This is a genomic window from Xanthomonas sp. SI (assembly GCF_014236855.1).
Lineage (GTDB): Bacteria > Pseudomonadota > Gammaproteobacteria > Xanthomonadales > Xanthomonadaceae > Xanthomonas_A.
In genome coordinates this window covers 4,950,182-4,971,801 of the sequence record NZ_CP051261.1, presented here as the reverse complement: position 1 = coordinate 4,971,801, position 21,620 = coordinate 4,950,182, and the positions used below count along the sequence as shown (strand labels likewise).

The window sequence follows — 21,620 nt, the reverse complement described above, 5'->3', positions numbered from 1 at the left end:
CGCGAAGCGTCCGGCAAGGATAGGGCCGGTTGCTGCCGGCGCAAGCGAACTGCGCCTCTTCGCCCATCGACTACCAGGAAGCCGGCGCTTCGCCCGTCGCGACCGCAGTCGCCCCCACAACAGACCCTGCGGTTCGCAGGAAACCCCTGTAGGAGCGGCTTCAGCCGCGACCATTTGCCGCAGGCAGCTCTACTTCAACTGCTGCTCGAACAGCTTCAGCACCCGCTTGTATTCGTCCAGCCACGAATCGGCGCGGGTGAAGCCATGCTTTTCCAGCGGGTACGGCGCGATCTCCCAGTTGTCCTTGTGCAGCTCGATCAGCTTCTGGCTCATGCTCACCGAATCGCGGAAGAACACGTTGTCGTCGATCATGCCGTGGGCGATCAGCAGGTGGTCGCGTAGGCCGGCGGCGTATTCGATCGGCGAGGAGGTGCGGTAGGCCTCCGGGTCCAGTTCCGGGGTGTTGAGGATGTTGGCGGTGTACTCGTGGTTGTACTGGGTCCAGTCGCCGACCGGGCGCAGCGCGGCGCCGGCCTTGAACGTGCCGGGGCTGCGGAACAGCGCCATGTAGGTCATGAAGCCGCCATAGGAGCCGCCGTAGATGCCGGCGCGGTCGCGGTCGCCCTGCTTGTCGGCGACCAGCCAGTCCAGGCCGTCCAGGTAATCCTCCAGTTCCGGATGGCCCATGTTGCGGTAGATCGCGGTGCGCCAGTCGCGGCCGTAGCCGGCGCTGGCGCGGTAGTCCAGGTCGAGCACCACGTAGCCCTTCTGCACCAGCAGGTTGTGGAACATCTGCTCGCGGAAGTAGGGGGTGTAGCGCGCCGACACGTTCTGCAGGTAGCCGGCGCCATGCACGAACATCACGATCGGGTAGCGCTTGCCGGGTTCGGGATGCTGCGGGCCGTAGTACTTGCCCCAGACCACGCCGGCGCCATGCTTGGACGGCACCTGCACGTACTGCGGCTGGATCCAGGCGCGCGCCTTGAACGCGGCGCTGCGCGTGTCGGTGAGGGTGCGCGCGTTGCCGCCGGCCACCGGCACGACCGCCAGTTGCGGCGGCAGGTAGCTGCCCGAATAGCGCACCAGCAGCTGCTGGCCGTCTGGCGACAGCGCGAAGTCTTCCACGCCGTCGAGCGCGGTCAGTTCGCTGACGCGGTCGTCGCGCAGGTCGAGCTTGCATACTTCGTAGTCGCCCGGCCACTTGCGGTTGCACAGGAACAGGAAGCCCTGGCCGTCGGCCGTGGCGACCGGCGCGGAGACTTCCCATTTGCCCGAGGTGCGCTGCCGCGGCTTGTCGGTGCCGCGCTGGGTGTACAGGTGCGCATAGCCGGATTGCTCGGACAGCAGCCACAGCGTCTGGTTGTCCGGCAGCCAGCCGAAGTCGTTGAAGCTCCAGCCGATCCAGGCCGCGTCGGTGAGGCGGTGGCGGTTGAGCAGGGTGGCCTTGTCCAGATCGACGCTGGCGATCCAGCGGTCCTTGTTGTCGACCGCGCGCAGCATCATCGCGACATTGCGGCCGTCGGCGCTCCAGTGCAGCGCCGGACCGGCGCCGTCGCCGTCGGTCTCCACGCGGATCGCGCGCGGCCCCTTCAGCGGTTCCTGCTTGGCCGCCTCGCGCAGTGCCGCCAGCGGATCGGTGGCGATGCCGGGCAGGCCGGCTACGTCGAGCTTGCGCGCGCTGCCGGCGACCACGTCCACCAGCCACAGGGTCTGCGCCAGCGGCGGGTTGCGGCCGACGCGGGTGCGCGCTTCCTGGAATTCCTCGTAGCCCGATTCGGTCACGTACTTGGGCATCTTGCCGTCGCGGCCTTCGTCGCCGCCCTTGGCGTGGGTGACCACCAGCAGGTGGCGGCCGTCCGGCGACAGCGCGCTGTCGTCGATGGCCACGTCCTCGCCCAGGTACACCGGCGCCGGCGCGCGGCTGCCGTCGGCGCGGCGCCAGGCCTGTTCCTGCTGCCGTGCCAGCTCGCGCTGCGCGCGGTCGCGGGCCAGGGTTTCCAGGGTGCGCAGTTGCTGCTCGCGCAGCGCATCGGGCTTGGGCGCGGCATCGGGATCGCGCTCGGCCTTGAGCACCGCCGCCTGCAGCGTGCCGCCGCCGGCGCTCCAGCGGTACCAGTCGTTGCCGACCCGCCACAGCGCACCGCCGTCGCTGGTGAACTGCGGGCGCGAGGCGGCCTCGTTGCTGCGGGTCAGCTGGGTCAGCGCGCCGCTGCGCAGGTCGCGCAGGAACACGTCGCCGTTGCGCACGAACAGCATGCGCTGGCGCGTCGCGTCGTAGACCGGATCTGCCGCATCCAGCGTGCTGCGCTGGGTGTCCTCGACGCGCTGCGCGGCGGCGCCGTCGACGCCCTGGCGGTAGGTGTCGCGCACCGGGCTGCCGGCGCGCTTGAGCTGGTACTGCACCTGGCGCCCGTCCCAGGCCCACCAGGCCGCCTCGACCGGCGGTCCGATCCAGTCCGGATCGGCCATCGCCTGCTCGATCGTCAACGGGGCAGCGGCGTCCTGCGCGACGGCCAGCGGCGCCAGGCAGGACAGGGACAGCAACACAACGCACAGGGTTACGCGACGCATCTGGATTCCGGACGAACGGGCAAGCGGGGAGGGTAGCAGCCGCGACGCTTTTGCGACTGCGCCGTTGGTCATGGAGGGGCCGGGATTGGGGATTCGGGATTGGGGATTCGCAGCGGCTTTTCGCTTTTGCCAATCCCGAATCCCCAATCCCGAATCCCGCCCCCTGCGACAACCCGTCACACGCAATTTCACGACCGGGGGCTAACAATGACGCTCAGTTACGGTTTCTCGAGCGAACGTCCCATGGACGCAGTGCTGCTCTCGCGCATCCAGTTCGGATTCGTCATCAGTTTCCACGTGTTGTTCCCGGCTTTCACCATCGGCCTGTCGAGCTGGCTGGCGTTCCTGGAATGGCGCTGGCTGCGCACCCGCGACACGCTGTGGCGCGATCTGTATTTCTTCTGGCTTAAGATCTTCGCGGTGTCGTTCGGCATGGGCGTGGTCAGCGGCATCGTGATGAGCTTCCAGTTCGGCACCAACTGGTCGGTGCTCAGCGAGCGCGCCGGCAACATCCTCGGCCCGCTGCTCAGCTACGAGGTGCTGACCGCGTTCTTCCTGGAGGCCTCGTTCCTCGGGGTGATGCTGTTCGGCTGGCGCAAGGTGCCGGAGAAGCTGCATTTCCTGTCCACCTGCCTGGTCGCGCTGGGTACGCTGATCTCCACGTTCTGGATCCTGTCGGCCAACAGCTGGCTGCACACGCCGGCCGGCTACGCCATCGTCGATGGCGTGTTCCAGCCGGCCAGCTGGCGCGAGGTGATCTTCAATCCGTCGTTCCCGTACCGGTTGACGCACATGGTGCTGGCCTCGTTCATCACCACCTGCTTCGTGATCGGCGGGGTCAGCGGCTGGTACCTGCGCCGCGGCGTGCACGTGGAGGTGGCGGGGCGGATGCTGAAGCTGGCGGTGGCGTTCGCCGCGATCGCGGTGCCGCTGCAGATCGCCGCCGGCGACGCGCATGGCCTGAACACGCTCGAGCACCAGCCGATGAAGGTGGCGGCGATGGAGGCGCACTGGCATGGCGAGGCGCCCGGCGCCGGCGTGCCGCTGGTGCTGTTCGCGGTGCCCAACGAGAAAGCAGAGCGCAACGACTACGAGGTCAAGATCCCGCGCGTGGGCAGCCTGATCCTGACCCATACCCTGGACGGCGAGATCGCGCCGCTGACCTCGGTGCCGGCCGACGAGCGGCCGCCGGTGAAGCCGGTGTTCTACGCGTTCCGGGTCATGGTCGGATTGGGCATGGCGATGCTCCTGCTGGCCTTCGTGTCGCTGTTCTTTTGGTGGCGCGGCACGCTGTTGCGGCGACGCTGGCTGCACGTGGCCTGGAACGCGATGCTGCCGGCCGGGTTCGTGGCCTTGCTGGCCGGCTGGTTCGTCACCGAGATCGGGCGCCAGCCGTACGTGATCTACGGCCTGCTGCGCACCCGTGATGCGGTCAGCGCGATCAGCCCGGCGATGGTGTGGGTGTCGCTGGGCGTGTACGTGGCCGCGTATGCCTTCGTGTTCGGCTTCGGCGGCTGGTACATCCTGAAGATGCTGCGCAAGGGGCCGCTGCCGCACGAGCCCGAACCGCAATTGCAGGATGGCGACAAGACCCCGGCGCGGCCGATCTCGGCGGCCGACGACGATCTCGAGGAGACGCGCTGATGGACATGGCCACCGTGCTGCCGGTGATCTGGTTCGGGGTGATCGGATTCGGCGTGCTGATGTACGTGCTGCTGGACGGCTTCGTGCTCGGCCTGGGCATCCTCGCCCCGTTCGCCGAGGACGAGGACCAGCTCGATCTGATGATGAACACCGCCGCGCCGATCTGGGACGGCAACGAGACCTGGCTGGTGCTCGGCGGTGCCGGCCTGCTGGCGGCGTTCCCCAAGGCCTATGCGCTGATCCTGTCGGCGCTGTACCTGCCGGTGCTGATGATGCTGATCGCGCTGGTGTTCCGCGGCGTGGCGTTCGAGTTCCGCTTCAAGGCGCACACTTCCAAGTACCTGTGGGGCTGGGCGTTCGCCGCCGGCTCGCTGTGCGCGGCGTTCTGGCAGGGCGTGATTCTCGGCGCGCTGGTCGAGGGCATGCCGCTGCAGGGCGGCAAGTATCTGGGCGGCGTGCTGGGCTGGTTCAGCCCGTTCTCGATGCTGACCGGCGCGGCGGTGGTGTTCGGCTATGCGCTGCTCGGCGGCAGCTGGTTGATCCTGAAGACCGAGGGGCCGATGCAGCGCATCGCGCGTTCGCTGACCCGGCCGCTGGTGCTGGTGGTGGTGGTGTTCATGGGCCTGGTCAGCGCCTGGCTGCCGTTCCTGGACTCGCGGATCATGGCGCGCTGGTTCCACGGCGGCAATTTCTGGTGGCTGTCGCCGGTGCCGCTGCTGGTGCTGGTCAACGCGTTCGCGCTGTGGCGCGCGGCGATGGCGCAGGGCCGCGATGCGCGCCCGTTCCTGCTGACCCTGTGTTTCTTCGTGCTCGGGTTCTTCGGCCTGGTGCTGGGCATCTGGCCGAACATCGTGCCGCCGGGGCTGACCATCTGGGAAGCGGCCTCGCCGCCGTCCTCGCAGGGCTTCGTGCTGGCCGGGCTGGTGGTGTTGCTGCCGGTGATCCTGGGCTATACCGCATGGTCGTACCGGGTGTTCCGCGGCAAGATCACCGCCGACAGCGGCTACCACCACTGAGTCCGGCGGCACCGGCGCGCCGCTTGCCGCGATCGCGTGCGCGGCGGCGCCGGCTTGCCAGCGGCGGCGGTGGCGGCCAAGCTACCGATTCGCGCTGCCCGTTGCGGGCCTGTCGCCCGCCGAGCCTTCGCCACGCATGCCTGTCGCTTCGTCCGCCGTTTCCCCGCCGCTGCTGCATCCTCTTGCCGTCGGCGACCTGCACCGTCCGCTGGCCTATGCCGGCGGCCAGCACATCGATCTGGCCACCTTCCTCGGCCACGTGCGCGGCCTGGCCGCGGTGCTGCCGCCGGGCCGGCATGCGCTGAACCTGTGCGAGGACCGCTACCGCTTCATGGTCGCGTTCTGCGCGGTCGCGCTGCGCGGGCAGACCTCGCTGCTGCCGTCCTCGCGCGCGCCGGCGGTGGTCGCCGAAGTGCAGCGCAGCCATGCAGACAGCTATTGCCTGGGCGACCTGGAACTGGCCGAACCGCCGCCGCGCTACTGGCAGCTGCCCGAGCCGTTGCCGAGCCTGGACGGCGACATGCCGCAACTGGCGGACGATGCGCTCGTCGCGATCGGCTTCACCTCCGGCAGCACCGGCACGCCGAAACCCAACCCCAAGACCTGGGGCAGTTTCCTGACCAGCACCCGCCAGGATCTGCTGGCGCTGGTCGGATTGTGGGAGGCGGACGCGGTACCGCAGGTGGTGGCGACGGTGCCGCCGCAGCACATGTACGGCATGGAGCTGTCGATCCTGTTGCCGCTGGTGACGCCTCTGGCGGTACATGCCGGGCGGCCGTTCTTCCCCGAGGACGTGGCGCGCGCGCTGGCGCAGGTGCCGGCGCCGCGGCTGCTGGTGACCACGCCGGTGCATCTGCGCGCGCTGGTCGAATCCGGTGTCGCCCTGCCGCCGCTGGCCGGCATCGTCTCGGCCACCGCGCCCCTGGCGCAGGAACTGGCCGCGGCTGCCGAGGCACGCTTCGGCGGGCAGGTGCGCGAGATGTTCGGCTCCACCGAAACCTGCGTGTTCGCCAGCCGCCGCACCGCCTGCGAAGCGCAGTGGACGCCGCTGCCCGGCGTGCGCGTGGCACCGCAACCGGATGGCACCCTGGTGCACGCGCCGCACCTGCCGCAGCCGGTGCTGCTGGCCGACCTGATGGACGTGGACGCCGACGGCCGTTTCCAGGTCCGCGGCCGCCAGGCCGACCTGCTGGAGATCGCCGGCAAGCGCGCCTCGCTGGCCGACCTGACCCGGCGCCTGCTGGGTGTGCCGGGCGTGGTCGACGGCGCGATGCTGCAGCTGGAACCCGAACCCGGCCAGGCGGTCGGCCGTATCGCCGCCGTGGTGGTCGCGCCGACCCTGGACGAAGCCGCGATCCTGGCCGCATTGCGCCGCGAACTGGACCCGGTCTTCCTGCCGCGCCGCCTGCGCAAGCTCGACGCCTTGCCGCGCAACGAAACCGGCAAACTGCCGCGCGATCGGTTGCTGGCGTTGTTGGCGGGGGAGCGCGAGGGCTGAGGGTCGGGGGGCACCGGACGCCGTGGTGCTTCCGGTGACTGTCGCATCTGCGTAGTACGGCGCTGCATTGGCCGGGAAATTCGCTGCTTGTCCCGACGGGTAAGTGGATACGGCACGCATCTCGCACGCCCCGGCGGTCGTCACTGCCTTTGGCACTCGGCCCGGCCTCAACGCCGAATGGACCAGCCGCCGCTCTTCAGGATAAAGCGCTCACTACCTGCGCCACGAGGCGCTCCAGGTCCACCGGCACGCGCGTATCCACCGCGACCACCGTCCCTAGTCCAACCGGTCCGGCGTACTCCGCAAGCATGTCCGGCGGCAGTTCTTTCAGCGGATGCGCGGCGTGATGTGCGCTGGCCGCCGCGCGATCCCGAAAACGCCGGGCGGTTTCGTCGGGACCGCAGTCGCAGTGAACTTCGACGATGACCGCGTCCAGGCTGGTCAGTTTTTCGCGTTCGTACGCGCTGCGCGGCCGGAAGTTTGCTTCCAGCACCGCTTGCGGCGCGTGGCGCGCCAGCGACCAGAGCAGTTCCATCGCCGCGCCGCCGAGACGGCGTGACGCGGCCAGATCGCCGCCGCTGTCGCCGAGGCTGTCGGTCAGCGTTTCCTTGATGACATCCTTGCAGAACAGCGGAAAGCCGAGCCGTTTGGCAAGCGGCATCGCCAAGGTGGTTTTTCCTGCGCCAGGCGCGCCGGAAACGATCACGATCTTGCGGCGAATGTCGGACATGGAATGCCAGTGCACAGGTCTGGATCGGGTGCCGCCGATTATCTGGCGACGCTACTCGGGGGGGGCGGTGCGCGCATGCGAGCACCGAATCGGGCAGCCGCCGCTACCGAACATCTTGCGTTGTTCGACGCCTCGTCGAGCAGGCGCTACCGCCGCCATGACGGCAGGCGGATACCCTCAGCCGCACGCATGCTCAACCATGCACGCCATCGATCTCCACCGCCAGTTCGTTGCGGCAGATCACCGCGTGCAGCAGCAGGCGCGGCACGCGCTCGCCGAAGCGGGCGTCCAGCGCGGCGGCGACCAGCGGCAGGTCGGCCGCTTCGCGCACGTACACCTTGAGCCGGGTGCCGTCGCCGAACTGCGCCGGCAGGTCGGGGGCATGGATGCGTGCGGCGCCCAGCAGCGCGTCGAAGTTGGCGAAGGTTTCCTCCAGCTGCGCCAGCAGCTGGCCGGTGTGCATCGAGGCGTGGCCGACCACGCTGGCGGTGCCGGACAGCAGCAGCGGCATGTCGCTGCCGGCCGGCGGCAGCATTGCGCGGGCGAAACTCGGCGATTGCGGGCCGTACTGGCGCGGGTAGCGATAGGCGCTGACCTGGCGCGGGTTCTCCAGCGGCGTGCCGGCCTGCGCGGCGGCCAGCCAGTAGATCTGCATCACCCGCGCGTCGTCGCAACGGCCGACCGCGGTGGCGGCCGGCAGCTGGCTGGCGTCGAAATCGCCCAGGCCGCGCGCGCGGCCGACGCAGAACTGGCGGTAGCGCTCGCGGTCGCCGCTGCCCAGGGTGATCGCGTCGAGGTAGTTCCAGATGCGCAGCAGGCGCGGCGTGGCGCTGCGGCCGACGAAGGCGGTGATCTGCGCGTAGGCCAGGCGCGAGGCTTCTTCGATCTCCAGCGTCTGCTCGTCGATCTCGATCACGCCGAACTGCAGGCGCCCGTCGCTGGCCCAGGCGATGTCGCCGTCGCGGCCGCTGCTGACCGGCGCGTCGGTGCGCCAGACCTCGAGCATGCGCGGGCCGTGCGGCTGCAGCGGCACGCGCAGGTAGCGCGGGTCGTCGTGGTGCGGCGCGCCGTTGCCGAAGCCGAACACCGCCAGCACCCGTTCGTCGCGCAGCAGCGCGCCCGGATCGGTCTCGGCGACGTAGTCCACCTGCAGCTGCGGGTGGCGCTGCGCGTGGGACGGGAACTGCGGGTGCGGCCGGCTCATGAGTTGTCTCCATGCAAGGTGTCGCCGTGGAACTGTTCGCGTGCCTGGCGGCGTCGCTGGCGCCAGGACCGCCAGGCGCGCGGCAGCATCGCCGCTGCGGACATGGCGTAGATCGCGCGGAACACGCGCAGCCGGCGCAGCACCGCGCGGTTGTCGAAGACATCGCCGGCCAGCATCGCCACGATCGCTTGTTCCACCTGCAGCACGTTGCGCGGCTGCGCGAACAGTTCGCGCATGGTCGGCGAGGTGAAGCGGTAGATGAACCACTTGAATTCGTCCAAGCCGCGGCGCAGGTGTTTCTCCAGGCCGCGCTGCAGCCGCGCTTCGCGCGCCGGATCGCGCAGCGCCGCATCCACCATCGCCGCGCCGCGCTCGGCGCTGTGCATGGCCAGGTACACGCCGGAGGAGAACATCGGATCGACGAAGGCATAGGCGTCGCCGAGCATCAGCCAGCGCGGCCCACTCATGCGCGTGCACTCGTAGGCGTAGTTGCCGGTGGCGTGCACCGGCGCCACGCGTTGCGCGCCGGCCATGCGCTCGACCACGTCCGGGTTCAGCGCCAGGGTGCGAATCAGGAACGCCTCGCTGTCGCCCTGGCGGGTCTTCATGTATTCCGGGTAGCACACCGCGCCGACGCTCATCACGTCGTCGGGCAGCGGAATCAGCCACATCCAGCCATGCGGATGGCGGTAGATGCTGATGTTGCCGGCGTCCTCGCCGGGGCGCCGCGCCACGCCGCGGAAATGGCTGAACAACGCCGCCGACTGGTGCTGGGCGTTGGCGCGCTTGAGCTTGAGCTTGTTGCCGAGGAAGGTGTCGCGGCCGCTGGCGTCGATCAGGTAGCGCGGACGGAAGCTGTGCACGCCGTCGGCGCTGCGCGCCTGCACCAGCGGCTGCGCGCCGTCCAACTGCACGGTCTCGACCTTGACGCCTTCGCGCAGATCGGCACCAGCGGCGCGGGCGTGGGCGAACAGCACCCGGTCGAAGTCGGCGCGCGGCACCTGGAACGCGTAGTCGGACTGCGCGTCCAGCGCCTTGGCGAAGCGGAAGGTGTTGTAGCCGCCGCTGTCGTTGGGGAAATCGGCGCCGAGCTTGAGCACGCCGATCGCGCGCACCTGCTCGAGCACGCCCAGCCGCTGCAGGATCGGGATGTTCATCGGCAGCAGCGATTCGCCGATATGGAAGCGCGGATGGTGGTCCTTCTCCAGCAGGGTCACCTGCCAGCCCTGTTGCGCCAGCAGGGTCGCCGCGGCGCAGCCGGCCGGGCCGCCGCCGATCACCAGCACATCGGGCGTTTCCGCCGCGGCGGCCTGCGGCGTGGCGGGCGAGGGCGCGGGCGCGCGGGCGGGAGCGGTGGAATTCATCCTGAAAAACCTGCGGCTGACATGTAAGACGAGGGTCATGATAGCTTGCCTGCCAGGGTCGGACAGTTGCGTCGCTGCGCCCGATGCACCATCTTGTCGCACCTGTCCTCACCGCCTGGAAGCCCCTGGATGTCTTCGCAAACCGCCGCCGAACGTGAACTGGCCGAGCTGCTGGTCGAGAGCCTGAACCTGGAAGACGTGCAGCCCGGCGACATCGATCCGGAGGCGCCGCTGTTCAATACCGGGCTGGGACTGGACTCGATCGACGCGCTGGAACTGGCGCTGGCGATCAGCAAGCGCTACGGCTTCCAGCTGCGCTCGGACAACGACGAGAACCGCCGCATCTTCGCCTCGCTGCGCGCACTGTCGGCGCATGTCGAAGCCAACAAGACCAGCTGAGCCGGCCGCCGCCGCGCCGTGGGCGCTGGCGCTGGGGGTGTTGCTGGCGCTGGCGTATTCGCCGCTGGCGCACTGGGCCAACGCCGCGCACCGTTCCGATCTGGCCGTCCTGGCCGGCGCGGCGCTGGTGCTGATGGTGCTGGTGGAGCCGATGGCGCGGCTGCGGCCGTGGGCCTGGGCGTTGGCGCTGCTGGCGCTGGCCGCGCTGCTGCCGTTGTGGCGCTCGCCGCACGCGCTGCTGCTGCTGGCCGCGCCGCCGGTGCTGTTCACCGCCTGGGTGGCCTGGTTCTTCGGGCGCAGCCTGCAGCGCGGGCGCACGCCGCTGATCTCGCTCATCGTCGAGGCGCTGTACCGCCAGGCCGGCTTGCCGCTGACCCCCGAGCAGCTGCGCTATACGCGCCGGCTGACCCTGGCCTGGGCGCTGCTGCTGGCGGCCATGACCTTGCTGAACCTGTTGCTGGCGCTGTGCGCCGTGCCCAGCGGGGTGCTGGCGCAGCTGGGGCAGGCTTCGCCGCTGCCGATCGGCGATGCGCGCGCCTCGCTGATCGCCAATCTGCTGGGCTACGGCGTCATCGGCGGCTTCTTCGTCGGCGAGTACTTCCTGCGCGGGCGCTGGTTTCCGCAGCGTCCCTACCGTAATCTGCCTGACTTCCTGCACCAGCTGGCGCGGCTGGGGCCGGTTTTTTGGCGCGATCTATTGCGCTGACGCGCGCATCGGGGGATGCAGAGGCTTGTGCAGATCATCAAGGACAAACTGAAGATGCCGCAGGCAGGGATGCCGTCGCGCATGGCCTGGGCCGTGTGGAATACCTTGCAACTGCTGTTCACCCTGAGCTTTACCGGGGTGGGCATCGTCGTGGCGCTGGGCATGTTGCTGCTGGCCGGGCCGCGGCTGCCGCTGCGCATGGGCGCGCGGGTGTGGGCGCCGGTGCTGTTCTTCGGCGCCGGCGTGCGCTTCGAAGTGGAGGGCCAGGAGCGGGTGGACTGGTCGCGCAACCACCTGTTCGTCAGCAACCACCAGTCGATCATCGACATCTGCGCGCTGTTCGCGGCGCTGCCGGTGCCGCTGCGCTTCCTGCTCAAGGACGAAATGCTGCAGGTGCCGTTCGTGAGCTGGTATGCGCGCGCCACCGGCATGCTGTTCCTGGACCGCGACAGCCGCCGCGCCGGCGCCATGGTCCGGCGCCAGGCCGCGGCCTTGCTGCGCCAGGGCCAGGACCTGTGCCTGTTCCCGGAAGGCACCCGCAGCCGCAACGGCGAACTGGCCGAATTCAAGGCCGGGCTACTGCAGGCCGCTATCGATGCTGGCGTGGACGTGGTGCCGGTGGCGTTGGACGGAGCGGGCAAGGTGCTGCCGTCGACCAGCCTGTTCCGGGTGCGGCCCGGCGTGATCCGGGTGCGGATCGGCACGCCGATCAACGTGAACGGCGCCGACGGCGCGCTGGACCGGCAACAGCTGACCCAGCGCGCGCACCAGGCCGTCCGTGCCATGCTCGAACCCAGGATATGAGTCGCCAGCCTTATGGATTTCGTCGTACCGCATGATCATCCCAGCCTGCCGGGGCATTTCCCGGGCCACCCGGTCGTGCCCGGCGTAGTGGTGCTTGGCCACGTGCTGCAGGCCGTGGAGGCCGCGCACGGCGCGTGCGGGCCGCTGCGCCTGCCGCAGGTGAAGTTCCTGCAGCCGCTGCTGCCCGGGCAGCCGGCGCGGGTGGAACTGGACGGCGCCGCGCCGCGCTGGCGCTTCCGCGTGCGCCGCGGCGAGGACCTGCTGGTCAGCGGCGATCTGGTCGCCGAGGCGGCTCCATGAGCGCCAGCTGGAAACACCGCCCCGAGGGTGGCGGCCGTTTCGCGCTGTGGCTGATCCGCAGCATCGCCCGCTACGGCGGCCGCGCGCTAGGGCGCCTGCTGCTGTATCCGATCACCCTGTATTTCCTGCTGGTGCGCGGCCCGGAGCGGCGCGACTCGCGCGACTACCTGGGCCGCGTGTTCGGCCGCCCGGCCACGCTGCTGGACGTGGCCCGGCACATCCACACCTTCGCCTCGACCATCCTGGACCGGGTGTTCATGCTGTGCGGGCAGATGCACCGCTTCCGGGTCGACATCCAGGGCCTGGAGCAACTGCATGCGCAGATGGACCGCGGCCGCGGCGTGCTGATCTTCGGCTCGCACCTGGGCAGCTTCGACGCGCTGCGGGTGCTGGCCACCGAACGCCCCGACGTGCAGGTCAAGGTGGTGCTGGACAAGGCCCACAACCCGGCGATGACCGAACTGCTGGGCGCGCTGAACCCGCAGCTGGCGGCCAACATCATCGATGCCGGCATGGACAGCACTTCGATCGTCATGGCGATCAAGCAGGCCACCGACGAAGGCGCGCTGGTCGCGCTGCTGGTGGACCGGCCGCGCCCGGAAGACCCGGCGCTGCCGGCCGCGTTCATCGGCCAGGGCGCGATGTTCCCGACCTCGCCGTGGCTGATCGCCGCGGCGCTGAAGGTGCCGGTGGTGCTGGCGTTCGGCCTGTACCGCGGCGGCAACCGCTACCAGCTGGTGTTCGAGACCTTCAGCGAAGGCCTGGACCTGCCGCGCCGGCAGCGCGCGCCGGCGTTGGCCGCGCTCATCCGCGATTACGCCGCCAGGCTGGAACATTACACGCGCTCCGCGCCGTACAACTGGTTCAACTTCTACGATTTCTGGAACAACCGCCATGCCGATGCGCCGCACCTTGCCGTGGATGCTGATACTGCTGTGCAGCGCCGCACCGCTATGCGCCGCATCGCCTGAGCCGCTCGACCCCGGCTGGATCCTGCAGAAGCTGGCGCGGCCGGTCCCGGTCAGCACCGATTTCGTCGAACTGCGCGGCTCGGCGCTGCTGAAGGCGCCGCTGCGCGTGCAGGGCCAGTACCGGCGCCCGGACAGCGACACGCTGGTGCGCGAAGTCACCGCGCCGTACCGCGAGACCACCACCTTGCGCGGCGGCGAAGCGACGCTGGAGCGGGCCGGCAAGGCGCCGCGGCGTTTCTCGCTGGCGCGGGTGCCGGAACTGGCGGGCCTGCAGAACGGCTTCGGCGCGCTGCTGTCCGGCGACCGCGCGCAGTTGCAGCAGCACTACACGCTGAGCAGCAGCGGCACCCGCGAACGCTGGCAGTTGCAGCTGCAGCCCAAGGATCCGGCGCTGGCCGCGCAGGTGCGCAGCCTGCGCCTGTACGGCCGCGGCGCCGAGCTGCGCTGCATCGAGACCACCCCGGCCAAGGGCGACGTGCAGCGCACCCTGCTGGCCGGCGCCGCGCGCGACGCGGCCAGCCTGGCCGAGACCGAGGCGCTGACCGCGCTGTGCCACGGCGACGCGCGCTGATGTCGGCCCGCATTAGTTGCAGGCGGGCCGTGCTGTGCGCGGCCTCGGGCAAGAACGTGCTGGCGCTTGCGTGGTCGCAGCGATGAAACGCGAACTGAGTTCGAAGGCGCGCATCTCGCTGGCACTGCTATGGCTGGCGCTGTTGACCGTGGCCGGCATCTGGCTGGGCAATGTGCTGCAGGTGTCCGGTGATTTGCGCAAGTTCATGCCCGCCCGCGGTAGCAGGAGGCGGTTCGCAGCGCCGGATGCCGCGCGCGCGGCCCCGGATCCGGACGTGTGGGCTCTTGCGTGGTCGCAGCGATGAAACGCGAACTGAGTTCGAAGGCGCGGATTTCGCTAGCGCTGCTGTGGCTGGCGTTGCTGACCGTGGCCGGCATCTGGCTGGGCAACGTGCTGCAGGTGTCTGGCGACCTACGCAAGTTCATGCCAGAGGCCCAGACCCCCGCGCAGAAGCTCCTACTCGACGAACTCGGCGAAGGCCCGGGCTCGCGGCTGCTGCTGATGTCGCTGTCCGGCGCCGATGCGCCTACCCTGGCGCGGCAGTCGCAGGCGATACGCGCGCAGCTGGCCGCGCAGCGCGACACCTTCGAACTGGTCGCCAATGGCGCCGATGCCGGGCTGGACGCGATCCCCGAGCGGCTGCTGGCCTACCGCTACCTGCTCAGCGACAGCTTCGACGCCCATCCGCTGGATGCGGCGACGCTGGCCGACGCGCTGCAGGCGCGGCTGCAGGACCTGGGCTCGCCGGCCGCGGCGATGGTCGAGCCGCTGCTGCCGCGCGACCCGACCCTGGAAGTGCTGCATCTGGCCGAGAGCCTGCAGCCGGCCGGCGGTCCGCAGCAGCGCGACGGGGTCTGGTTCGATCGCGCCGGCAAGGACGCGCTGCTGGTCGCGCAGACCCGCGCCGCCGGGTTCGATCCGACCGGGCAGCAGCAGGCGGTGGACGCGATCCATGCCGCCTTCGCCAAGGCCAGCGCCGGCAGCGCCAGCCGCCTGACCCTGACCGGCCCCGGCGCGTTCTCGGTGGAGATCGGCGGGCGCACCCAGAACGAGGCGCAGTGGATCGGCATGCTGGATACGCTGGGCCTGATCGTGCTGCTGCTGGTCGCCTACCGCAGCTGGAAGATCCCGGTGCTCGGCGTGCTGCCGCTGGCCAGCGCCGGCCTGGCCGGGCTGGGCGCGGTGGCGCTGCTGTTCGACGGCGTGCACGGCATCACCGTGGCGTTCGGCTTCACCTTGATCGGCGTGGTCCAGGACTATCCGATCCACCTGTTCAGCCATCAGCGCCCGGGCCTGGATCCGCGCGCCAATGCGCGCCACCTGTGGCCGACCCTGGCCACTGGCGTGGTGTCCACCTGCATCGCCTACGTCACCTTCCTGTTCTCCGGGGTGGACGGCCTGCGCCAGCTGGCGGTGTTCACCATCGCCGGGCTGCTGGTGGCGGCGCTGACCACGCGCCTGCTGCTGCCGGCGCTGATCGACCCCTCGCCGCGCGACCATGCCGATTCGCCGGCGCTGGCGCGGCTGTGGCGCGGCATCGCGCGGTTGCCGCGGCCGCGCTGGTCGCTGCTGCCGCTGGCGCTGGTCGCGGCAGCGGTGATCGCGTTCGCGCCGGGCCCGTTCTGGCAGAACGACCTGTCCAAGCTGACCCCGGTGCCGGCCGACGGCCTGGCCCGCGACGCGCATCTGCGCAAGGAGCTGGGCGCGCCGGACGTGCGCTACGTGTTGGCCCTGCCTGCCGCGTCTGCCGACGCCGCGCTGGCCGCCTCGGAACGGCTGCGGCCGCGCCTGGATGCGCTGGTCGCGCGCGGCGAACTGGCCGGCTACGACATGGCCGCACGCTACCTGCCCAGCGCGGCGACCCAGCAGCGTCGTCAGGCGGCCTTGCCGGATGCGGCGCAGGCGCGCGCGCTGACCGCCGCCGCGGTGGCGGCCAAGCCGTTCCGCGCCGACGCCTTCGCCCCGTTCCTGGCCGACCTGGAGCGCGCCCGCAGCGCACCGCCGCTGACCGCGCGCGACCTGCACGGCACGCCGCTGGCGACCACGGTCGATGGCCTGTTGCTGGACCGCGCCGACCACGCCACCGCGCTGGTATCGCTGACCGGCCTGCGCGACCCGGCGCTGCTGGCCGACGCGGTGCAGGGCAGCGGCGCGCAACTGATGGACCTGAAGGAGGCCTCCGAATCGCTGGTCGCCGCCTACCGCGGGCGCGTGCTCGGCGCGCTCGGCATCGCCGCGCTGCTGCTGGCGCTGACCGTGGCGGTCGCGCTGCGTACGCCGCGCCGGATCGCGCGCGTGCTGCTGCCGATGGCGCTGACCACGCTGCTGATCCTGGCGATCCTGCGCGGCTGCGGGGTCGAACTGAACCTGTTCCACCTGATCGCGCTGATCCTGGCCGCCGGCCTGGGCCTGGACTACGCGCTGTTCTTCGACCATGCCGGCGACGACCGCGCCGACCAGCTGCGCACGCTGCACGCGCTGATCGTGTGCAGCCTGATGACGCTGCTGGTGTTCGCGCTGCTGGCCGCGTCCAGCATTCCGGTGCTGCGCGCGATCGGCAGCACCGTGGCGCTGGGCGTGCTGTTCAATTTCGTGCTGGCGCTGCTGATCTCGCGCGAGACCGCCAGCGACGCGCCCGCCGCCGCGGCGCATTAGGAGAGGTTGCATGACCGAGCTTCCGCGCGGACGCGACGCGATCGCGGCGCTGGTGCCGCACCAGGGCCTGATGTGCCTGTGGGAAGAAGTCGTCGCCTGGGACGCACAGCGCATCGTGCTGCGCAGCCACGCGCACCGCGCCGCCGAGCATCCGCTGCGCAGCGGCGGCCGCCTGCGCGCGCTGCATCTGTGCGAATACGGCGCGCAGGCGATGGCGGTGCACGGCGGCCTGCTCGGCCGCGCCAGCGGCAAGCCGGTACGCCCGGGCATGCTGGTCGCGCTGCGCGGCGTGCAACTGCACGTGGCCGATCTGCAGGAGTTGCCGGAGGCGATCGAATGCGAGGCCGAGGTGCTGCTGCAGGCCGAGGACAGCCAGCAATACGGCTTCCGCATCGTGCATGGCGCGCAGCTGCTGGCCGAAGGTCGCGCCACGGTGATGCTGGGCGCGGCGTAGCGGCGCCCGTACCGATCATGCAGGCAGGAAACCTTCGATGAAGGCGCTGAGAGCACCGAAACCGGGCGATCTTTTCTATATCCCCGCCGTCGATGCCGCCGATGCACCCGGCTTCGTGATCGCACGCTGCATCGAGCTCATACCGCCTGCGCTCGGTCATCTGATCGAGGTGTTCGCCGATTTCCATAGGCAGATCCCGGCATCCATCGCCCAGGTGGATACGTCGCGCCGCCTGTTCAGGCCGATCTTCTGCAGCCTGCGATTTTCGGCGATTCCGCGCTGGAAGATCCTCTTCAGCGATCCCGGCTACGAAAAATCCGACTCCCGTTACGATGACATCCAATTCGCCTTCGAAACGGACATCTGGATCGGAGGGGCCAGCCATCCGGCCACCGCGGATCGGCTTGCCGGCATCGAACCGTCGATCTGCTGGCGGATGGACCATCTGATGTTCCGCGTGATTGCGCACTTGCGCGGGGCCATCGCCGAGAACGCATGCATGGAGTACTCCGCCCTGCCGGAAGACCTGCGTGTGGATAGCGAGGTTGCGCTTGAACGGGTAAGGAAGGCTGCGCACAACATGCAAACGCTGTTCGGCAGCAAGTAGTCGATCGCCAGATCCTGGCGGCGCAAGATGCATCCGCCGCATGTTGGATGCGCGCCCCGCGCGGTGCCGGCCACTGACCCTGCACGTCGCCGTGTTCTACGATGAAGGGTCCCGCAGCCAACGCAACACGGAGAATGTGCGCATGACCGATCCTTTGACGAAACGCCGCGCCCTGGTCACCGGCGGCAGTGGCGACCTTGGCGGTGCGATCTGCCGGCGCCTGGCCGCGGACGGGCTGCATGTGATCGTGCATGCCAACGGCAACCTGGCGCGCGCCGCTGCAGTGGTGCAGGACATCGCCGCGGCCGGCGGCAGCGCCGAGGCGGTGGCGTTCGACGTGGCCGATGCCGATGCCAGCGGCGCGGCGCTGGCGACGTTGCTGGAGGCCGGGCCGATCCAGGTGGTGGTCAACAACGCCGGCATCCACGACGACGCGCCGATGGCCGGAATGAGCGCGGCGCAATGGCACCGGGTCATCGACGTGTCGCTGCACGGTTTCTTCAACGTGACCCAGCCGCTGCTGCTGCCGATGGCGCGCAGACGCTGGGGCCGCATCGTCAGCGTGTCGTCGGTGGCGGCGGTGCTCGGCAATCGCGGGCAGACCAACTACGCCGCGGCCAAGGCCGCGCTGCACGGCGCCAGCAAATCGCTGGCGCGGGAGATGGCCAGCCGCGGGATCAGCGTCAACGTGGTCGCGCCCGGCGTGATCGAAGGCGCGATGGCCGGCGAGGCGTTCGCGCCGGAGGCGATCAAGCAACTGGTGCCGGCCGGCCGCCCCGGCAAGGCGGACGAGGTCGCCGCGCTGGTCGGCTTCCTGTGCTCGGACGTGGCCGGCTACATCAACGGCCAGGTGATCGGCATCAACGGCGGCATGGGCTGAGGCCCGCGCCGCCGTCTGCGCTCACGCGGCGCGCGCGTACCAGCTGTCGGCCAGCGAGCTTTCGCCTTCCATCATGTCGGCGAGCAGGGCGTCCAGGCCGTGGTCGTCGATCTGTGGATGCTGCGCGCGCGCCTGGCCCAGCACTTCGCGCGCCAGCCAGCCCATCCGCGCGACGTTGCCGCGCAGGCGCGCGAGGAAGGCCGCGTCGTCCAGCACCTCGCGCAGCGACGCGTTGAGCTGGTGGAACCAGCCGATCAGGTATTGGTCGAGCAGCCGGCCATCGGCTTCCGGCCGGCCCTGCGCGTCGTTGTGCCGGCCCCAGTCGCGCAACAGCGCCTGCATGCCCAGGTTGAGTTCGCGCGCGCGGCCGAAGTCCGGCCGCAGCCGGCCCAGCATGGGCAAGTCGGCGATGCGCTCGGAGAAGTACAGCGGCGCCAGCAGCGCCCAGTAGTAGGTGTAGTCCCAGATCACCTTGACCGGCATCACCTGCGCGTCGCCGAACAGCGGGTACTGGTCCTGGTACAGGGTCAGGGTGTTCTCGTAGAACGAGAAATACAGCTGCTGGTACAGATCGGCGTAGGGCGCGATGTTGCGGCCGGCGCGATCGAGTCCGATCAGTTCGCAGATGTAGGTGTTGGAGATGGCGATGAAGTCGCTGCCCGGCGAATAGAACGGATCCAGGAACACGCCGGCCTCGCCGGTCAGCGCCCAGCGCTGCGCCGAGAACACCTGCTTGCAGCCGTAGGAGAACTTGCGCAGGAACAGGAAGTCCTGCAGCGCGTGCTGGCTCTGTTCGAGCGTGCGCGCGACCTGCGGCTGGTGCGTGTGCAGCCAGGCCATGGCTTTTTCGTGCGTGTTCATCGTCTCCAGCGGATGCATCGCCGCATCGCAGACGATGCCCAGCGAATGCGCGCCGGACGACAGCGGGATCAGCCAGAACCAGTAGCCCGGTCCGCACATGTGGTTGGTCGAGCGCCAGCGGTCCGGCGGCGTGCAGCGCTGCAGCCAGTCGCTGTCCTGCGACCAGGCATTGGGATCCACCAGTCCGTCCACCCGCCACCACACGGCGTTGGCGTGGTGCGCGTTGTCCTGGGCCAGGTCCAGCTTGCGCTTGAGCAGGCCGGCGCGGCCGCTGGCGTCCACCACCCAGCGCGCGCGCAGCGTCGCCGCTTCGCCATCGCGCTCGTAGCGTACCTGGTGGTCGGCGTCGTCGTCGGCCAGGTCGATGCCGCGCACCGTGCAGCCGTCGATGAACTCGATGTCCAGCGCGCGCGCGCGTTCGCCGAGGAAATTCTCGAAGCGGCCGCGGTCGATCTGCCACGACGGCGTCGGCAACAGCCGGCTCACGCCCAGCTCGGTGCAGCGGTCGATGTCCTCGCGCCCGTCGGAGAAGAAGAAGCGGAAGCCGAACTTGCGGATCTGCTCGGTGTCCAGGTGCTCGCGCAGGCCGAGCACGCTGGCGAAGTAATGCGCGCCGATCTCCACCGAGGATTCGCCGACCTTGAACGCGGCCTCGCGCACCGGGTGCGCACGCCGTTCCAGCACGCTGATGCGCAGCTGCGGATCGCGCTGGCGCAGCTGCAGGGCCAGGGTCAGCCCGGCCAGGCCGCCGCCGGCGATGACCACATCCGCATGCCGTTCGTTCATGTCGTTTCTTCCTTGTCGAAAGGGGTGGGCTTGGCCGCGAACTCGCCGGCCGCGTCGTCGATCAGCGCCGGGTTGGCGCGGGCACGGCGGTATTCGCGCACCACATGGCCGTATTGCCAGACCTGCGCGATCACGTGCGAGGTGATCTTCCACAGATCGCGCACCAGGCGGAAATGGCTCTTGCGGAAGCTGCCCAGGGTCTGGTTGGCGTAGCGCGTTTCGATCGGCACCGCGACCACGCGCGCGCCGGCCTGGCGTGCGGCGGAGATCAGCAGCTGCGCCTCGAACACGAAGCCCTCGCCGGGCACGTTCGGCAGCGTGTACACCGCCTGCGGATACAGGCGCTGCCCGCTCTGGCTGTCGACCAGGCGGAAGCCGCAGCCCCAGGCGATGCCCCAGTCGCCGAAGTCGTTGCCGATGCGGCGGATGGTCGGCTGGCTGGCGCGCTTGCGCAGGCGCGCGCCGACGATCACGCAGCCGGGGTGGCGATTGGCCGCGGCCAGCAGGCGCGGGAAATCGGCGGCGCTGTGCTGGCCGTCGCCGTCCATGGTCATGACCGCGCGCGCGCCCTGGCGCTGCGCTTCGGCGAAGCCGCTGCGCAGCGCGGCGCCCTTGCCGCGCCGCTGCGGATGCCGGATCAACGTTACCGGCAGGTCGGCGATGCAGTCGCTGGTGCCGTCGTCGGAGCCGTCGTCGACCACGATCACCCGCGGGCAGTGCGCCAGCGCGTCGCCGACCACGTCGCGGATGCGCAGCGATTCGTTCAGCGCCGGAATCAGGATCGCCGCATCGGCGGCGCTCAGCGCGATCCGGCTCATGCCTGCAGTTCCACGTGCAGGCAGCGGCCGCCACCGGCATCCAGCGTGCAGCCGGCGGCGCCAGCGGCCAGCGCGTCGAACAGCACCAGCATCGGCGCCATCGCGTTGCCGGCGGCATGCCGCGCCAGTGCGCCGTCGCCAGCGGCCGCGTCGCCATCGGCCAGGCGCACGCGCAGGCGCGGTTTGCCGGACTGCGCGGCGGCGCCGAGCACCAGCGCGCCGCCGAGCAGGCCTTCGCTGTGCGAAACGCGGCCGAGCGGGCCGGTCGAGCGGCTGTCGTAGCCGGCCAGCAGCACCGCCGCCTCGCCGGCCGCCAGTTGCGACAGCGCTTCCAGCAGGCCTTGCGCGAAGCTGGCGCGGTGCGCGCTGATCGCGGTCGCCGCGGCGGTGGCGCCGGCGCCGATGGTCCAGTAGCCGGCGGCGGCGTTGTGCACCGAGTTGTGGAACTTGGTCGGCGAGATCGCCAGCGGATCGTCGGCCAGGGTGGCGCACATGTAGTCGGTGATCGCCAGATCGCCGTGGGTGGAGGTGAACACCGACGGCAGCGCGGCCGGATCGCGGCCAGCGTCCTGGCACGCGGCCAGCGCCACCTCCAGCGACACCGCCACCGTGTCCGGCGCGCGGCGCCGCTCGTTGGGCGCCAGCAGTTGCGAGGCCGGCCGCGCCGGCGTCTCCACGGTGCCGCCGCTGCCCGCGGCGAACGCGCGCGCGGCCGCCCAGTTGGGCAGGCCCGCGGTCCAGAAACCGATGCCTTCGAGGGTCGCGGTCAACATCGGCGTGC

At 70.3% G+C, this 21,620-nt stretch carries 21 protein-coding genes; 14 read left to right on the top strand and 7 right to left on the bottom strand.

Features of this window, described 5'->3' with window-relative positions; genetic code table 11:
* Window positions 1-189: 189 nt before the first annotated feature.
* Window positions 190-2,571, bottom strand: coding sequence for a S9 family peptidase (locus HEP75_RS21165; RefSeq protein WP_185824839.1), 2,382 nt, complete (start codon window positions 2,569-2,571; stop codon window positions 190-192).
* Between the two features lie 243 nt (window positions 2,572-2,814).
* Here HEP75_RS21165 and HEP75_RS21160 point away from each other — a divergent pair, with 243 nt between their 5' ends.
* The 3 genes from HEP75_RS21160 to HEP75_RS21150 all read left to right on the top strand — a co-directional run bounded on the left by HEP75_RS21160 (window position 2,815) and on the right by HEP75_RS21150 (window position 6,729).
* Complete coding sequence (locus HEP75_RS21160) at window positions 2,815-4,215, top strand: cytochrome ubiquinol oxidase subunit I (protein WP_185824838.1); 1,401 nt, start codon at window positions 2,815-2,817, stop codon at window positions 4,213-4,215.
* A complete protein-coding gene (gene cydB, locus HEP75_RS21155) occupies window positions 4,215-5,231 on the top strand; it encodes a cytochrome d ubiquinol oxidase subunit II (RefSeq protein WP_185814465.1) in 1,017 nt (338 codons plus the stop codon). The genes HEP75_RS21160 and cydB overlap by 1 nt, the downstream gene beginning before the upstream one ends.
* A gap of 136 nt (window positions 5,232-5,367) precedes the next feature.
* Window positions 5,368-6,729, top strand: a complete 1,362-nt coding sequence (locus HEP75_RS21150) for an AMP-binding protein (protein ID WP_185814464.1) — start codon at window positions 5,368-5,370, stop codon at window positions 6,727-6,729.
* A 196-nt stretch (window positions 6,730-6,925) separates the two neighbouring features.
* Here the strand turns inward: HEP75_RS21150 and HEP75_RS21145 are convergent, their stop codons facing one another.
* The 3 genes from HEP75_RS21145 to HEP75_RS21135 all read right to left on the bottom strand — a co-directional run bounded on the left by HEP75_RS21145 (window position 6,926) and on the right by HEP75_RS21135 (window position 10,027).
* Window positions 6,926-7,459, bottom strand: a complete 534-nt coding sequence (locus HEP75_RS21145; RefSeq protein WP_185824837.1) for an AAA family ATPase — start codon at window positions 7,457-7,459, stop codon at window positions 6,926-6,928.
* A 193-nt stretch (window positions 7,460-7,652) separates the two neighbouring features.
* Window positions 7,653-8,663 (bottom strand): pteridine-dependent deoxygenase, encoded by a 1,011-nt coding sequence (locus tag HEP75_RS21140; protein WP_185824836.1) that lies wholly within the window; start codon window positions 8,661-8,663, stop codon window positions 7,653-7,655.
* Window positions 8,660-10,027 (bottom strand): NAD(P)/FAD-dependent oxidoreductase, encoded by a 1,368-nt coding sequence (locus HEP75_RS21135; RefSeq protein WP_255423930.1) that lies wholly within the window; start codon window positions 10,025-10,027, stop codon window positions 8,660-8,662. Before HEP75_RS21135 ends, HEP75_RS21140 begins: the two co-directional genes overlap by 4 nt.
* 129 nt (window positions 10,028-10,156) lie before the next feature.
* Here HEP75_RS21135 and xanC point away from each other — a divergent pair, with 129 nt between their 5' ends.
* The 11 genes from xanC (at window position 10,157) to fabG (ending at window position 18,374) form a co-directional block, all read left to right on the top strand.
* Window positions 10,157-10,426, top strand: coding sequence for a xanthomonadin biosynthesis acyl carrier protein XanC (gene xanC / locus HEP75_RS21130; RefSeq protein WP_003470209.1), 270 nt, complete (start codon window positions 10,157-10,159; stop codon window positions 10,424-10,426).
* A complete protein-coding gene (locus HEP75_RS21125) occupies window positions 10,401-11,132 on the top strand; it encodes a ketosynthase (protein ID WP_185824835.1) in 732 nt (243 codons plus the stop codon). Before xanC ends, HEP75_RS21125 begins: the two co-directional genes overlap by 26 nt.
* Before the next feature lie 54 nt (window positions 11,133-11,186).
* Window positions 11,187-11,936, top strand: coding sequence for a lysophospholipid acyltransferase family protein (locus HEP75_RS21120; protein WP_185826690.1), 750 nt, complete (start codon window positions 11,187-11,189; stop codon window positions 11,934-11,936).
* 12 nt (window positions 11,937-11,948) lie between these two features.
* Window positions 11,949-12,236 carry a hypothetical protein gene (locus HEP75_RS21115; RefSeq protein ID WP_185824834.1) on the top strand — a complete coding sequence of 96 codons (288 nt, stop codon included), beginning with the start codon at window positions 11,949-11,951 and terminating at the stop codon, window positions 12,234-12,236.
* On the top strand, window positions 12,233-13,207 hold the full coding sequence (locus HEP75_RS21110) for an acyltransferase (RefSeq protein WP_185824833.1): 975 nt from the start codon (window positions 12,233-12,235) through the stop codon (window positions 13,205-13,207). The genes HEP75_RS21115 and HEP75_RS21110 overlap by 4 nt, the downstream gene beginning before the upstream one ends.
* Window positions 13,131-13,778 (top strand): LolA-related protein, encoded by a 648-nt coding sequence (locus HEP75_RS21105; RefSeq protein ID WP_345776770.1) that lies wholly within the window; start codon window positions 13,131-13,133, stop codon window positions 13,776-13,778. Before HEP75_RS21110 ends, HEP75_RS21105 begins: the two co-directional genes overlap by 77 nt.
* An 82-nt stretch (window positions 13,779-13,860) precedes the next feature.
* The gene (locus HEP75_RS21100) at window positions 13,861-14,082 is read left to right on the top strand and encodes a hypothetical protein (protein ID WP_185821470.1); all 222 of its coding nucleotides are present in this window, start codon (window positions 13,861-13,863) and stop codon (window positions 14,080-14,082) included.
* The gene (locus tag HEP75_RS21095) at window positions 14,079-16,433 is read left to right on the top strand and encodes an MMPL family transporter (RefSeq protein WP_185824832.1); all 2,355 of its coding nucleotides are present in this window, start codon (window positions 14,079-14,081) and stop codon (window positions 16,431-16,433) included. Before HEP75_RS21100 ends, HEP75_RS21095 begins: the two co-directional genes overlap by 4 nt.
* Before the next feature lie 10 nt (window positions 16,434-16,443).
* Window positions 16,444-16,887: a phosphotransferase gene (locus HEP75_RS21090; RefSeq protein WP_185824831.1), complete on the top strand. Its 444-nt coding sequence runs from the start codon at window positions 16,444-16,446 to the stop codon at window positions 16,885-16,887.
* Window positions 16,888-16,924: 37 nt separating this feature from the next.
* Window positions 16,925-17,494 (top strand): hypothetical protein, encoded by a 570-nt coding sequence (locus HEP75_RS21085; protein ID WP_185824830.1) that lies wholly within the window; start codon window positions 16,925-16,927, stop codon window positions 17,492-17,494.
* Window positions 17,495-17,636: 142 nt separating this feature from the next.
* The gene (gene fabG, locus HEP75_RS21080; protein ID WP_185824829.1) at window positions 17,637-18,374 is read left to right on the top strand and encodes a 3-oxoacyl-ACP reductase FabG; all 738 of its coding nucleotides are present in this window, start codon (window positions 17,637-17,639) and stop codon (window positions 18,372-18,374) included.
* Window positions 18,375-18,395: 21 nt separating this feature from the next.
* Here the strand turns inward: fabG and HEP75_RS21075 are convergent, their stop codons facing one another.
* From HEP75_RS21075 to HEP75_RS21065, 3 genes are read right to left on the bottom strand one after another with little or no spacing between them, the layout of a single operon-like run.
* Window positions 18,396-20,021, bottom strand: coding sequence for an NAD(P)/FAD-dependent oxidoreductase (locus HEP75_RS21075; protein ID WP_185824828.1), 1,626 nt, complete (start codon window positions 20,019-20,021; stop codon window positions 18,396-18,398).
* On the bottom strand, window positions 20,018-20,839 hold the full coding sequence (locus HEP75_RS21070) for a glycosyltransferase family 2 protein (protein ID WP_185824827.1): 822 nt from the start codon (window positions 20,837-20,839) through the stop codon (window positions 20,018-20,020). Before HEP75_RS21070 ends, HEP75_RS21075 begins: the two co-directional genes overlap by 4 nt.
* Window positions 20,836-21,612: a beta-ketoacyl synthase chain length factor gene (locus tag HEP75_RS21065; RefSeq protein WP_185824826.1), complete on the bottom strand. Its 777-nt coding sequence runs from the start codon at window positions 21,610-21,612 to the stop codon at window positions 20,836-20,838. Before HEP75_RS21065 ends, HEP75_RS21070 begins: the two co-directional genes overlap by 4 nt.
* Between the last annotated feature and the right edge of the window lie 8 nt (window positions 21,613-21,620).